Annotated in this window: 12 protein-coding genes; 7 read left to right on the forward strand and 5 right to left on the reverse strand. The window is 71.8% G+C overall.

The features are described 5' to 3' along the window. The first annotated feature begins 24 nt into the window (after positions 1–24). The 7 genes from ABH927_RS07725 to ABH927_RS07755 all read left to right on the forward strand — a co-directional run bounded on the left by ABH927_RS07725 (position 25) and on the right by ABH927_RS07755 (position 6,751). Complete coding sequence (locus ABH927_RS07725; RefSeq protein WP_370019396.1) at positions 25–1,476, forward strand: FAD-binding oxidoreductase; 1,452 nt, start codon at positions 25–27, stop codon at positions 1,474–1,476. Beyond that, the gene (locus ABH927_RS07730) at positions 1,476–2,663 is read left to right on the forward strand and encodes an FAD-binding oxidoreductase (protein ID WP_370019398.1); all 1,188 of its coding nucleotides are present in this window, start codon (positions 1,476–1,478) and stop codon (positions 2,661–2,663) included. The genes ABH927_RS07725 and ABH927_RS07730 overlap by 1 nt, the downstream gene beginning before the upstream one ends. Next, on the forward strand, positions 2,663–3,892 hold the full coding sequence (locus tag ABH927_RS07735; RefSeq protein ID WP_370019400.1) for a (Fe-S)-binding protein: 1,230 nt from the start codon (positions 2,663–2,665) through the stop codon (positions 3,890–3,892). The genes ABH927_RS07730 and ABH927_RS07735 overlap by 1 nt, the downstream gene beginning before the upstream one ends. Then, positions 3,889–4,623: an IclR family transcriptional regulator gene (locus tag ABH927_RS07740; protein WP_370019402.1), complete on the forward strand. Its 735-nt coding sequence runs from the start codon at positions 3,889–3,891 to the stop codon at positions 4,621–4,623. The genes ABH927_RS07735 and ABH927_RS07740 overlap by 4 nt, the downstream gene beginning before the upstream one ends. Before the next feature lie 37 nt (positions 4,624–4,660). Then, entirely contained in the window at positions 4,661–4,876 is a 216-nt protein-coding gene (locus ABH927_RS07745) for a DUF2277 domain-containing protein (protein ID WP_261585910.1), read from the forward strand. Positions 4,877–4,979: 103 nt separating this feature from the next. Beyond that, on the forward strand, positions 4,980–5,666 hold the full coding sequence (locus ABH927_RS07750; protein ID WP_370019404.1) for an RNA polymerase sigma factor: 687 nt from the start codon (positions 4,980–4,982) through the stop codon (positions 5,664–5,666). Next, on the forward strand, positions 5,663–6,751 hold the full coding sequence (locus tag ABH927_RS07755) for a CU044_5270 family protein (protein ID WP_370019406.1): 1,089 nt from the start codon (positions 5,663–5,665) through the stop codon (positions 6,749–6,751). The genes ABH927_RS07750 and ABH927_RS07755 overlap by 4 nt, the downstream gene beginning before the upstream one ends. Before the next feature lie 101 nt (positions 6,752–6,852). On the opposite strand, the gene ABH927_RS07760 is transcribed toward ABH927_RS07755, so the two are convergent. The 5 genes from ABH927_RS07760 to dapF form a co-directional block, all read right to left on the reverse strand. Further along, positions 6,853–7,620, reverse strand: coding sequence for an HNH endonuclease family protein (locus tag ABH927_RS07760; protein ID WP_370019408.1), 768 nt, complete (start codon positions 7,618–7,620; stop codon positions 6,853–6,855). Positions 7,621–7,704: 84 nt separating this feature from the next. Continuing rightward, positions 7,705–8,646 carry an ABC transporter substrate-binding protein gene (locus ABH927_RS07765; RefSeq protein WP_370019409.1) on the reverse strand — a complete coding sequence of 314 codons (942 nt, stop codon included), beginning with the start codon at positions 8,644–8,646 and terminating at the stop codon, positions 7,705–7,707. Positions 8,647–8,771: 125 nt separating this feature from the next. After that, a complete protein-coding gene (locus ABH927_RS07770) occupies positions 8,772–9,533 on the reverse strand; it encodes an SDR family NAD(P)-dependent oxidoreductase (RefSeq protein ID WP_370019410.1) in 762 nt (253 codons plus the stop codon). Positions 9,534–9,585: 52 nt separating this feature from the next. Further along, the gene (locus ABH927_RS07775; RefSeq protein WP_370019412.1) at positions 9,586–11,862 is read right to left on the reverse strand and encodes a tetratricopeptide repeat protein; all 2,277 of its coding nucleotides are present in this window, start codon (positions 11,860–11,862) and stop codon (positions 9,586–9,588) included. 66 nt (positions 11,863–11,928) lie between these two features. Next, on the reverse strand, positions 11,929–12,741 hold the full coding sequence (dapF, locus tag ABH927_RS07780; protein WP_370019414.1) for a diaminopimelate epimerase: 813 nt from the start codon (positions 12,739–12,741) through the stop codon (positions 11,929–11,931). Positions 12,742–12,751 lie beyond the last annotated feature (10 nt).

A 12,751-nucleotide genomic window follows, 5' to 3' on the forward strand; every position in this document is an offset into this window, starting at 1 on the left:
CGACCCACAGCGCGAGGGAAATCCATGAGCGGGCTTCCAGATCTGGTGGCCGGACTCGAATCGATCATCGCGCCTGAGGCGGTGATCACGGATCCGGTGCGGTTGCGGACGTACGAGTGCGACGGGCTGACCTATCACCGGGCCACTCCCGGGGTGGTCGTGCTTCCGGAGACGGCCGAGCAGGTCGCGGCCGTCGTACGGCTGTGCGACGAGTTCGGCGTGCCGTTCGTCGCACGAGGGTCGGGGACGGGGCTGTCCGGCGGCGCCCTCCCCCGGGCCGACGGCGTGCTCATCGTCACCTCCCGCATGCGCCGCATTCTGGAGATCGACATCCCGAACCGGCGGGCCGTCGTGGAGCCGGGAGTGACCAACCTGGCGATCACCGAGGCCGTCAGAGACCAGGGCTACTACTACGCCCCCGACCCGTCCAGCCAGCAGATCTGCTCGATCGGCGGCAACGTCGCGGAGAACTCGGGCGGCGCGCACTGCCTGAAGTACGGCTTCACGGTCAACCACGTCCTCGGGATCGAGCTGGTCACGCCGGACGGGGAGATCGTCGAGCTCTCCGACCGAGATCCCGGCTACGACCTGCTCGGCGCGTTCATCGGCTCGGAGGGCACGCTCGGCATCGCCACCAAGGTCACCGTACGGCTGTCGCCGCTGCCGGAGTCGGTCACGACCCTGCTGGCGGCCTTCTCCAGCATCGAGGGCGGCGGCCAGGCCGTGTCGGCGATCATCGCGGCGGGCGTCGTCCCCGCCGCCGTCGAGATGATGGACGCCCTCGCCATCGAGGCGGCGGAGGCGGCGGTCCGCTGCGGCTACCCCGCCGGGGCGGGAGCCGTGCTCATCGTGGAGCTGGACGGGCCGCACGCCGAGGTGGAGCACCAGTTCGCGGCCGTGGAGAGGATCTGCCGCGAGAGCGGCGCATTCGAGATCCGGGTGGCCGCCTCCGCCGAGGAGCGGATCGCGATCTGGAAGGGCCGCAAGTCGGCGTTCGCCGCCGTGGGCCGGATCAGCCCCGCCTACATCGTGCAGGACGGCGTGGTCCCCCGCACGGCCCTACCCGAGGTGCTGGCCGGGATCGACCGGCTCCAGGAGGAGTTCGGCATCCGGGTGGCCAACGTCTTCCACGCCGGCGACGGCAACCTCCATCCGCTGGTCCTGTTCGACGACGCCGTGCCCGGCCAGGGCGAACGCGCCGAGGTCGTCAGCGGGCGCATCCTCGACCTGTGCATCGACCATGGCGGCTCGATCACTGGTGAACATGGCGTAGGTGTGGATAAATCCCGCTATATGCCGCGAATGTTCAGCGAGGAGGACCTCGACACCATGCAACTCGTGCGGTGCGCCTTCGACCCGAAGGGCCTGTCCAACCCCGGCAAGGTCTTCCCCACGCCGAGGCTGTGCGGCGAGGTACCGGGGGTGCGCAAGGGCGTCCACCCGCTGGTGGAGTCCGGCCTGGCGGAGCAGTTCTGATGATCGTTTCGGGCGTGACGGTCCGCGCGGCGGACGAGGGCGACGCGGTGGCGGGCGTCCGGCCGCGCTGGGTGGCGCTGCCGGAGACGACGGAGGAGATCGCGGCGGTGCTCCGCGTCGCCGCCGAGAACGACCTCGCCGTGGTCCCCGCCGGCGGCGGGACCACGCTGCACTGGGGGCCGCCGCCCGAACGCTGCGACCTCCTGATCGACACCTGCTGCCTCAACGAGGTGCTGGAACACGCCGCCGGCGATCTCGTCGTCAAGGTCCAGGCGGGGGTGACCCTCGACGCGCTGGCCGGGACGCTGGCCGCCGCCGGGCAGCGGCTCGCCCTCGACTCACCGGGCGAGGGCGCCACGGTGGGCGGGACGCTCGCCACCGGCGTCGCCGGGCCTCTCAGGTTCCGGTACGGCACGGCCCGAGACCTGCTCATCGGCATCACCGTCGTGCTGGCCGACGGCACGATCGCCAAGGCGGGCGGCAAGGTGGTCAAGAACGTCGCGGGCTACGACCTGGGCAAGCTGTTCACCGGCTCGTACGGCACGCTGGGCGTCATCGCGGAGGCCACGTTCCGCCTCCACCCGCTGCCCGCCGACAGCCGGTGGGTGACGACCTCGTCGGCCGATCTCGGCCTGGTGGGGACGCTGGCCGCGTCTCCGCTCGAACCGGCCGCGATCGAGCTCGACCGGCCCGATCCGCACGGCCCCGTCGTCCTGTCCACTCTGGTCGAGGGCGTGGCGGCGGCCGAGCGGGCGAAAGCCGTACAGGACCTGATGGGCGGGGACGCCCACATCGGCGAGGAGCCGCCCGCGTGGTGGGGACGCCTTCCCGGCGACGACCTCCTGCTGGCCCTGCGGGTGCTGCCCGCCGCGCTCGCGGGGACGCTGCACACGGTCGCCGCGCACGCCGCCTGCCTGAACCTCACGCCGCACGTCCGCGGCTCGGCCGGCACGGCCGACCTGCACGTGACGCTTCCCCCGGAGTCGGATCCCGGGAAGGTGGCCTCCTTCGTCTCCGCGGTGCGGGACGAGATCCGGCCTGACGGCGGACGGCTGGTCGTCCTGACCGGGCCCTCGGAAATGGACTTCTGGGGCGGCACCGGCGCGCTGGGTCTGATGCGCAGCGTCAAGGCCCGCTTCGATCCCCATCGCCGGATGTCCCCCGGCCGGTTCGTGGGAGGGATCTGATGGACCCCGAGCTGATCAAGGACTGCGTGCACTGCGGCTTCTGCCTGCCCACGTGCCCGACGTACGTCCTGTGGGGCGAGGAGATGGACTCACCTCGCGGGCGGATCCATCTGATGGGGCAGCATGTCGAGGGCACGCCGGTCACCGGCGAGATGGCGGGCCACTTCGACGCCTGCCTCGGCTGCATGGCCTGCGTGACGGCCTGCCCCTCCGGGGTCCAGTACGACCGGCTGATCGAGCGGACGAGGGCCGTGGTCGAGAAGGAGCACGTGCGGACCCCCGACGACCGGGCGATCAGGGGCCTGGTCTTCGCGCTCTTCCCCTACCGGCGGAGGCTGCGCGCCATGCGCCTCCCGATGGCGCTGAGCAAGCGGCTCCAGCCGTTCCTGGAGCGGGTGAACCCCTCGCTGGGCGCGATGGCCGAGCTGGCTCCCCCGCCCGCACGCCCGGTGAGGCTCCCGCCCGTCGTCAGGGCGAGGAGCCGGCGCAGGGCCACGGTGGGGCTGCTGACGGGCTGCGTGCAGGGCGAGTTCTTCCCCCAGGTCAACGCCGCGACGGCCCGCGTGCTCGCGCTGGAGGGCTGTGACGTGGTCATCCCCCGGCGACAGGGCTGCTGCGGCGCGCTGTCGCTGCACGCGGGCCGGGAGGCCGAGGCCAGGAAGTTCGCCAAGCGGACGATCGCGACATTCGAGCGGGCCGGCGTCGACACGGTCGTGGTCAACGCCGCCGGATGCGGGTCGAGCATGAAGGAGTACGCCGAGGTGTTGCGGGACGATCCCGGGTGGCCCGAGCGGGCCGGGGCGTTACGGGTCCGCGACCTCGCGGAGTTCCTGATCGAGCTGGGGCCGGTCGCCGAGCGCCATCCGCTGCCGATGTCCGTGGCCTACCACGACGCCTGCCATCTCGCCCACGCCCAGGGGGTGCGCTCCCAGCCCCGCGAACTGCTCAGGGCGATCCCCGGGCTGGAGCTGCGGGAGATCGCGGAGTCGGCCATCTGCTGCGGGTCGGCCGGGACCTACAACCTGTTCCAGCCGGAGCCCGCCAGGGATCTGGGCGACCGCAAGGCGGAGCGGGTCCTCGCCACCGGCGCCGACCTGCTCGTGTCCGCCAACCCGGGATGCACCATGCAGATCGCGGCGTCCCTGCGGCGGACCGGCAAGGGCGAGATCAGGGTCGCGCACACCGCCGAGGTGCTCGACGCCTCCCTGCGCGGGAGGGGAGGGCTGTGAGCGTGCAGAGCGTCGACCGGGCGCTCGACGTGCTGGAGGCCCTCGCGGAGCAGGGCGGCCAGGCCGGAGTGTCGGAGCTCGCCGCCAGGACCGGCCTGCCGTACGGGACGATCCACCGGCTGCTCCAGACGCTGCTCGCGCGGGGGTACGTCCGGCAGGAGTCCGACCGGCGGTACGCCCTGGGCGGGGCGCTGGTCCGGCTCGGGGGCGCGGCCGAGCGCATGGTCGCCGTGTGGGCCGAGCCGTACCTCGCCAAGCTGGTCGAGCTGTCCGGCGAGACGGCCAACCTGGCGGTGCTGGAAGGCGACTTCGTCGTCTACGTGGCCCAGGTGCCGTCGCCGCGCCGCCTGCGGATGTTCGCCGAGGTGGGCCGGCGGGTGCTCCCCCACAGCACGGCCGTCGGCAAGGTGCTGCTGGCCGAGCGCGGAGACGCGGCGGCGGTGTTCGAACGGACCGGGCTGCCCCGCCGTACGGACCAGACGATCACCACGGTCCGCGCGATGCTGGAGGAGCTGGGGCGGGTCCGCACGCAGGGGTACGCGCTGGACCTGGGCGAGGAGGAGAACGGCGTGCACTGCATGGCCGTGCCGGTCCTGGACGGGGGGCGCGCCTTCGCCGCGATGTCGGTGTCCGGCCCCGCCGAGCGCATCGACGCGATCGACCGCGACGAGCTGGCGGGGGCGCTGCGGAAGGTGGCCGACGACTTCGGTGCTGCGGTCTTCGGCTCCTGAGTTCCGCGGAGGGGGCCTCGCCGGGGAAGATGGCCGTATGTGTCGAAGCATCAAGACGTTGCGGCCCCCCTTCACCGACGAGGTCACGGAGGAGGACATCCACGCGGCGGCCCTGCAGTACGTCCGGAAGATCTCCGGTTTCCGCGCCCCCGCGTCGCACAACGCGGAGGCGTTCGAGCGCGCCGTGGAGGCGATAACCGAGGCCAGCACGACGCTGCTCGCCTCCCTGCAGGTCCGCGGCGCCCGCAGCTGACGGGCCCCTGGGGATTCATCCTGCGGGAGGGAACCGCCTGAGCCTGTCCGGCGGAGTAGGGGTGAGACGAAGAGAGGATTACCCCTATGAACGGACATAACGGGTGGTGAGGACGGCGGCCACCGAACAGGACACGCAGCCCTGGGACCGGCTCGTCGTTCCGCGAACCCGAGGGCTCGCGATACCCGGCGATCCGGCCTCTGCCCAGCCGGCGGCCAGCGCGGCGGAGCCCAGCGACGCGGGTCTGATCCGCGCGTCGCTGACCGACCCGGACCAGTTCGCCGGGGTCTTCGACCGGCATGCCGACGAGATCCACGGCTACGCGAGCCGCCGGCTCGGCGCGGACTCCGCCAACAACCAGGGCCACGCCGACGACGTGACCGCCGAGACGTTCCTCGTCGCGTTTCGCAAGCGGCACCGGTACGACCTGAGCAGGCCCGACGCCCGGCCGTGGCTGTACGGCATCGCCGGCAACCTGATCTCCGGCCATCGCAGGTCGGAGGTTCGCAGGCTGAAGGCGCTGGCCCGGGCACCGCACGACGGCGACCTCCACGAGGAGGAGCGCAACGCCGAGCGGGCCAGCGCGGCCGCCCTGCGTCCGGCGCTGGCGGCCGCGCTCGCGCGGCTGTCGGCGTCCGAGCGCGACCTGCTGCTGCTCGTCGCCTGGGCCGATCTCACCTATGAGCAGGCCGCCGAAGCCCTGAAGATCCCCGTCGGGACGGTCCGCTCCCGGCTGCACCGCATTCGCGCGAAACTCCGCCGCCATCTCCCCGAGGAGACCACCCCATGAGCGACGAAATCGAGATGATCGCCCAGGCCCGGCCGGAGGCCGGGCCCTACTCCATGACGGCCAAGATGGACGCCAGGCGCAGGCTGACCACCGCCTCACCGAAGCGCAGGCCGTACGGCATCGCCTTCGCGGGCGTGGCGACGGTCGCCGCGGCGAGCGTCGTCGCGGTCGGTGTGCTGGCCCCGGCCCAGCACACCGGCACGAACGGCGCGGGCAGCCAGAGCACGGGCACTCAGGGCACGGGCACTCTGGGCACGGGCGGCTCCGGCTCGGCCGTCGTCGCGCTGCCGAAGATCTCGAAGATGTCCGCTGAGGAGGTGCTCGGCAGGGCCGCGCGGGCGGTCACCGATCTCACCCCACGCGACGACCAGTTCATCAAGGTCAGCTCGCAGACGATGTACGGCGCGTTCGGGGGCGGGGCCGTCAACACCGACATGGGTCAGACGAGCGAGGGGACCCGCTACCTCTACCGGACCAAGCGGACGATCTGGCTCTCGGCCGACGGGAAGAAGGACGGCTCCCTCAAGATCGACTACCTGGAGCCGCGCGCGTACCCGGGCTGGCCGATCCCGCCGGAGGCCCACAAGCAGACCGGCACCGAGTGGAACAGGCTTCCGGCCTGCCCCACGGTGCCGGACACCGCCTACACCGAGCTCAAGAAGCTCCCTGCCGACGTGGACGGCATGCGGGCCTACCTGTACGCCAGGGACGGCGGCGAGAACCCGCCTCACGTGGGCGCGTGGACGGCCGTGGGCGACCTGCTGAGGGAGACCTACATGCCGGCCGCCCAGCGTGCCGCCCTCTTCAAGGCGGCCGCCACGATCCCCGGTGTCACGGTGAGCGAGAACGCCGAGGACGCCGCCGGTCGCACGGGCATCGGCGTCGGACGGGTGTCAGCCGGCATCCGGGAGGACATCATCTTCGACCCGAAGACCTACGAACTGCTCGGTGAGCGGGGCGTCGTGGTCGACGAGAAGGAGGCCAAGTCGCCGGTCGGCAGCCTGGTCGCGTCCACGGCCCAGCTTGAGGTGTCGGTCGACGACAACGCTCCCCCGGTGGACGACCCGGCTGCCGGCTGCCTCTGACCTCTGACCGCGGACCGCGGACCGCGGACCGCGAGGCACCCTCCTCCTAGGCGGGCCGCAGGGGCCGGCTCCGGCTTGTTCATCGGCCGGAGCCGGGCCGTCTAGCACTGCTCCAGCATCGCCGCCTTGTCGGCCGTGGTCACCGGAAGGTCATATTTGAGGGCGACCTGGGCGAACCGGACGGCGTAGGAGCAGCGGATGCCCTTGACTGGCGGCAGCCACGACGCGGGGCCGGAGTCGCCCTTGGAGGAGTTGGTCGAGCCGTCCACCGGAAGCAGGTTAAGCGGGTCGTTGGCGATCTGCTTGCGCTTACCGTCGCTCCAGCGGGACGCGCCCATCTGCCAGTCGTAGGACAGCGGCATCACGTGGTCGATCTGGACCTCGGCCGCGTCCTGCTTGCGCCACTCGATCGTCTTGCCGGTGTACGGGTCGTACAGCGTCATGGAGACCACGACGCAGTCGGAGCCGCTCCGGAACTTGACCTCCACGCCGTCCCGTTTGAGCAGGTCGTTGCGGGTGTCGCAGCCGTTGTGGGCCAACGGGATGCCGTCGGCGTTGTCGGCCCAGGCATAGCCGAACTCGTCGCGGTCGTAGCCGGTCTTCGGGCCGCGGCCCTTCGTCGGCACCTTGTCGATCAGCTTCCGGGCCGCGGCCCGGTCCTTGTCCGACGTGATCGGCGCGAGCCCCGGCTTGGTCCCCTCGGGATTGTCCAGCGGGTTGGCGCCCCGGCCGCTGCCGTCGCCCCCCTTGTCGCTTCCGGCCTGTCCCGGCTTGTCGATGCGGAGGTCCCCCGCCGGACCACATCCGGCTAATACGGCCACCGTCACCGAGACGCCGACAAACAGCCGCGATCCACGCCCGCCGCCCAAATGCCACCCCTTAGGTATCGCTCCTAGGTATAGCAATTCCCAAGGGATGGCAACAAATTCGCAAAACGGGTAGAGCGGGATCTTCTAGCTCGGAATCCAGTCCTGCCAGACGATCTTGTTGGTCTCGGCCCACTTCTGCGCCGCCGCCTCAGCGGGCAGCTTGTTCACGGCGATGTCGTACGCCACGGCGTTCTGGTCGTCGTTGGTCCACACGAAGTTCTTCACCAGCTCGTACGCCTTGCCTCCGATGCTCGCGAACCTCCGGCTGACGATCTTGTCCAGCAGGTAGGGCGGGTAGTCGCAGGCGATCTTCTTCGGGTCGGCGTCACACCCGATGGCGTACGGCGGAAGGTTGATCTTGACTAGCTTGAGCTGGTTGAACAGCCACTGGGGCTCGTAGAAGTACATGAGCAGCGGCGTGCGCTCCTCGGTGGCCCTCCGCGCCTCGGCGATCAGCGCGTCCTCGCTGCCCGAGTAGACCACCTTGTACGGCAGGCCGAGGTTCTTGATCAGCGCCTCGTCGTTGGTCACGAACGACGGGTCACCCGCCAGGAACTGGCCCAGGTCGCCGCTCTTGCCGGTCCTGAACACGCCGCGATACTTCGCCAGGTTCCGATAATCCGTGATGTCGGGGTACTTCTGCGCCATCCACTCGGGGACGTACCACCCGATGACACCCTTGTTCCCGGTCTCCCCCGCCGTGACGGCGACCTTCTTCTGCTCGATGTACTCCTTCTTGAGCTCGGGGTGCGCCCAGTTCTCGATGACCACGTCGACGGTCCCGGTCTCGAAGCCCTTCCAGGCGTCGGCCTCGTCGCTCTTCACCAGTTCGACCGTGTAGCCGAGCTCGTGCTTGAGGAGGTAGGCCACCACGGCGGCGCCGGCCTCGTACCCGACCCACCGGTTGAGAGCGAGCCGTACCGTCCCGGCGGGGGCCGCGTCCGGCTCGGCCGCGCCCCCTCCGCCGCAGGCGGTCAGGGTCAGCGCGGCGGTGAGCACTCCGGCGAGGAGACGGACCCTCATCATGTGACCTCCCACCGGCCGAGTATTCCACGGATCGACTACAGAGGGTGCCCGTCTGGTCGCGACCAGTGCGGGCCGCGACCAGAATGCCAGATCACCTGGGGAGCCACAGCGCCATATTGTGATCTTCAGGTGACCAGGATGCCCCCGTCGACCGGAAGGACCACTCCGGTGACGTACGAGCCCGCGTCCGAGGCGAGGAAGACGGCGGCGGCGACCAGTTCGGCGGGATCTCCCGGCCGCCTCATCAGGACGCGCTGCTCGCCCATCCGGTCGAGGTAGCCGTCGGGGTACTGCTCCGTCATCTCGGAGCCGAAGAACCCGGGCTCCAGGCAGTTGACCCGGATGCCCAGGCGCGGGGTCCACTGCTGGGCGAGGTCGCGGGTGAGCCCGGTGACGGCGGCCTTGGACGCGCTGTACGCCGCCTGCGGCAGGCCGGCGGTCGTCTCCCCGAGCACGCTCCCGACGTTCACGATCGAGGACCCCGGCCGCATGACCCGCGCGCACGCCTGCGCCATCCAGTAGGTCCCGTGCAGGTTGATGTCGACCACCTGGCGGAACTGCTCGGGCGTCTCCCGCAGAGCCGGTACGGCCGTGCCGACCCCGGCGTTGTTGATCAGGATGTCCACCTGACCGAACTCGGCGACGGTGGCGTCGACGAGGGCCTGACACTCCTCCGGGACGGTGACGTCCGTCGCGACGGCGAGACACCGGCGCCCGGTCTCCTCGACCAGCCGCCGGGTCTCCTCCAGCCTGTCCTTACGACGGGCGCCGATCGCGATGTCGGCGCCCGCCTCGGCGAGCCCTCGGGCGAAGGCGACGCCGAGCCCCGACGACGCCCCCGTGACGATGGCCACCCTGCCATCCAACCTGAACCGCTCCAGCACCACGCCGACCTCCTAAGCCGAACGTGATTCTAGACCGCTCCGTCCTGGCGGTGAATCAGAGGCCGTACTCCTTGACGATCCGCTCGTGCCGCTCCGTCTCGACCCCGACCTCGCGGGCCAGGTCGAGCCAGGACAGCGGGTGGACCCACTGCTCCGTGGCGTCGTCGAGCACCGCGTCGAGCTCGGCCGGGGTCACGGTCGGCGGCACGGCGATCCAGCCGAACACGCCCGGCAGGCGCTCCCCGGTGGCCGGATGGGTGACGTGGTAGCCCTCGTCGCTGTAGACCCACATCGGCCAGCCGCGCTCGGCCAGCAGCTCGTTGAACTCGGCCCACTCCTCCTCCGAGGGGGCGGCCCCGTCGAAGAACCAGCTCGTGTAGCCGCCGGGCCGCAGCATCGACACCCCGGCGAACGGGATGACGAAGCTCTCGCGCTCCTGCCCGTCCTCGGGGATCGGCTCCAGCGGCCGGGGGTCCACCACGACCACGTCGCCGGCGTTGTACTCCATGCCGCGCGGCTGCGGGATGGCGAGGCGGGCGGTCGCCGGACCGGTCCGTACGGCCAGCACCTCGCGCCGGCTGCCGTCCGGAGCCGGGAGGATGGCGCGGATGAGGTGCCATTCCTCCTCAATGGGCCCCTCCTCGGACTGGAGCGGCATGCCGAGCGTCGCGGCGGCGGCCCGGACGGTCGCCCAGTCCTCGGCGGCGGTCGCCAGGACGATCAACCGCCAGACGTCTTCCTCCTCGCGATCCTCCAGCTCGAGCAGGGGGCGCAGGATGTCGGCGGCCTTGGCGTTGTCACCGAGCTGCTGAACCGCGCCGGACCACAGACGGCTGCCCTCCACCAGGGCGCCCGCCGCCACGGCCAGCTCGGCCTCGGCCGCGGTCTCCTCCCAGCGCTCGCGGGCCCGGTAGAGGCGGGCGAGGGCGAGGTGGGACTGGCTCTCCGGCAGGCGTTCCGCGAGCCGCTCGACCCGCTCGTCCTGCCCGGCGTCGATGAGCAGGCCCGTCAGGTAGGCGATGTCCTCCGGGTCCGCGGCGGCCGGGTCGCCGTCCACCATGGTCCAGTAGATGTCGGCGCCGGCGGCGGCGTAGCCGAGGAAGCCCAGCGTGGTGGTGTGGCGGCGGGTGGCCTCCAGGTCCGTGCCGGACAGCGGCCACAGCCAGCCGACCCAGCGCTCGGGATCGGCCGTGCGGCCGTCGGCGGCCTCAAAGTAGGCGACCAGCTCCTCCTGCGGGCCGGGCGGCGGCAGCTCGGGAGCCCGGTCCGCGGCGGCGCGCAGCTCGGCGATCCGCTCGGGAAGGCCGTCGGTGTTCTTCAGGTCGGCCAGAACGGCTTCCGCCTCGTCGGCGAGCAGCCGGGCCTGCCACAGGCCCTGCCGGGCGATGGCGAGGCGGCCCGCCGTCAGCGCCAGCTCGAACCGGGCGCGGTGGCCGCCCATCGTCTGGAAGTAGGTGATCCACTGGCGCAGGATGCGGCCGAGCTGCCAGGTGTTGGCGATGGAGCCGCTCCCGGCCAGCAGGGCGACCGCGCGGCCCCACTCCACCCAGTCGCGGGGGTGGTCTCCGACCATGTCGAGGTCGGGCAGCGCGTCCACGGCCTCTTCCGTGCGGCCGAGGGTGGCCAGGATGAGCGACTTGAGCAGCGCCTCGCGGCGGCCCTTCGCGACGGGGTCGTCCGGCTTGAAACCGGTCGCCGCGTCCAGCGCGGTCAGGGCGTCTTCCGCGCGGCCCACGGCGAGCAGCGCGCGGGCGGCGGCCGCGCCAAGCTCCCAGCTCGCCTCCCGGCCGGCTCCGCTCAGCCGTTCGACCGCGGCCTCGGCGTAAGCGACGGCCTCGCCCGCCTGGCCCGCGTCGATGAGCGCGGCGACGTACTGCGTGACCAGCCCGGAGAACGCGAGCGACTCGGGCCCGACGCCGTCGAGGGCGGCGCCCACGGCGGCGAGCCGGGCCTCCGCGTAGCCGGGGCCGTCGGTGTTCGCCTGAGTGATGGCCAGCGCCTCCACCGCGGCGGGCGCGGAGGGGCAGTCGCGGACGTCGTCACGCGCGGCGAACTCCACCAGCGCCGCGGCGTCCTCCAGCGCGACGGCGCCGTTGGCCCGGTCGCCGACGCGGCCGAGCACGTGCCAGTAGCGCGCGAACAGCTCCAGCCAGGGCTGGCCGAGCGTCTCCGCGTGCTGGGCCACGGCGGGCGCCACGACGTCAAGCTGCGCGTACCGGCCTTCCAGCGCCTGCGCGGGCACGTCGCCCAGCGCCATCGCCAGGCCGGCGTTGCCGGCTTCGTGCAGTTCCCGCTGGGTGCCGGCGACCCAGGCCCAGATGTCCACGTCCATGGGCAGCAAGTCTGCCAGTTCAGCGACCATGTCCCAAACAGCGCGGGGCCCTGGACGACGGCCTGCCTAAATCATGGGCGGATACTCTCCCGAGGCCACGAGCACGGCGGGGCCGGACAGGTAACTGGTGTCCTGGTCGAGCGTGACTGTCACGGTGCCGCCCAGCACGCGGACGCTCCACGTCCCGGTGGACTCGCCGATCGCGTGCGCCGCGGCGACGGCGGTGGCGACGGCTCCCGTGCCGCAGGACCGCGTCTCTCCGGAGCCGCGCTCGTGGACGCGCATGGAGACGGCGTGGTCCGCGACCGGGTTGATCAGCTCGATGTTCACGCCCTGGGGGAAGATCGCCCGATCGAACTCCGGCTCCCGGCTCAGGTCCAGCCCGGCGACCGGGTCCGCGATGACGCAGGCCAGGTGGGGGTTGCCCATGTTGACGTTGAGGCCGTGATATTCCCGTCCGTTCACGGTCGTACGGCTCTCGCCCAGGACGCGGGGCCTGCCCATGTCCACGGTGACGTCGCCGGTGGGGCCGAGCCGTACGCGCTTGATCCCGGCGCGGGTCGCGACGCCGAACTCGCCGGGCGCGGCCAGCCCGGAATCGACGAGGTAGCGGGCGAACACCCGCACGCCGTTGCCGCACATCTCCGCGACGCTGCCGTCGGCGTTGCGGTAGTCCATGAACCACTCGGCCTCGGAGGACTGGTCTGCCACCTCGGGGCACAGCTTGGCGCGGACGACCCGCAGGACGCCGTCGCCGCCGATGCCCGCGCGCCGGTCGCACAGCGCCGCGACGGTGGCGGGCGTCAGGTCCAGCCGGGCGTCGGCGTCCGGCAGGATGACGAAGTCGTTCTCGGTGCCGTGCCCCTTAACGAACCGCATGCCACCGCAT

The organism is Planotetraspora sp. GP83 (genome assembly GCF_041262585.1).
Taxonomy (GTDB): domain Bacteria; phylum Actinomycetota; class Actinomycetes; order Streptosporangiales; family Streptosporangiaceae; genus JAOEGB01.

Bases quoted from the DNA above. Each gene is read 5' to 3' on its own strand.
- ABH927_RS07765 (WP_370019409.1), bottom strand. From the start codon at position 8,646: ATGATGAGGGTCCGTCTCCTCGCCGGAGTGCTCACCGCCGCGCTGACC.
- ABH927_RS07775 (WP_370019412.1), bottom strand. From the start codon at position 11,862: ATGGACGTGGACATCTGGGCCTGGGTCGCCGGCACCCAGCGGGAACTG.
- ABH927_RS07730 (WP_370019398.1), top strand. From the start codon at position 1,476: ATGATCGTTTCGGGCGTGACGGTCCGCGCGGCGGACGAGGGCGACGCG.
- ABH927_RS07735 (WP_370019400.1), top strand. From the start codon at position 2,663: ATGGACCCCGAGCTGATCAAGGACTGCGTGCACTGCGGCTTCTGCCTG.
- ABH927_RS07755 (WP_370019406.1), top strand. From the start codon at position 5,663: ATGAGCGACGAAATCGAGATGATCGCCCAGGCCCGGCCGGAGGCCGGG.
- ABH927_RS07725 (WP_370019396.1), top strand. From the start codon at position 25: ATGAGCGGGCTTCCAGATCTGGTGGCCGGACTCGAATCGATCATCGCG.
- ABH927_RS07745 (WP_261585910.1), top strand. From the start codon at position 4,661: ATGTGTCGAAGCATCAAGACGTTGCGGCCCCCCTTCACCGACGAGGTC.
- dapF (WP_370019414.1), bottom strand. From the start codon at position 12,741: ATGCGGTTCGTTAAGGGGCACGGCACCGAGAACGACTTCGTCATCCTG.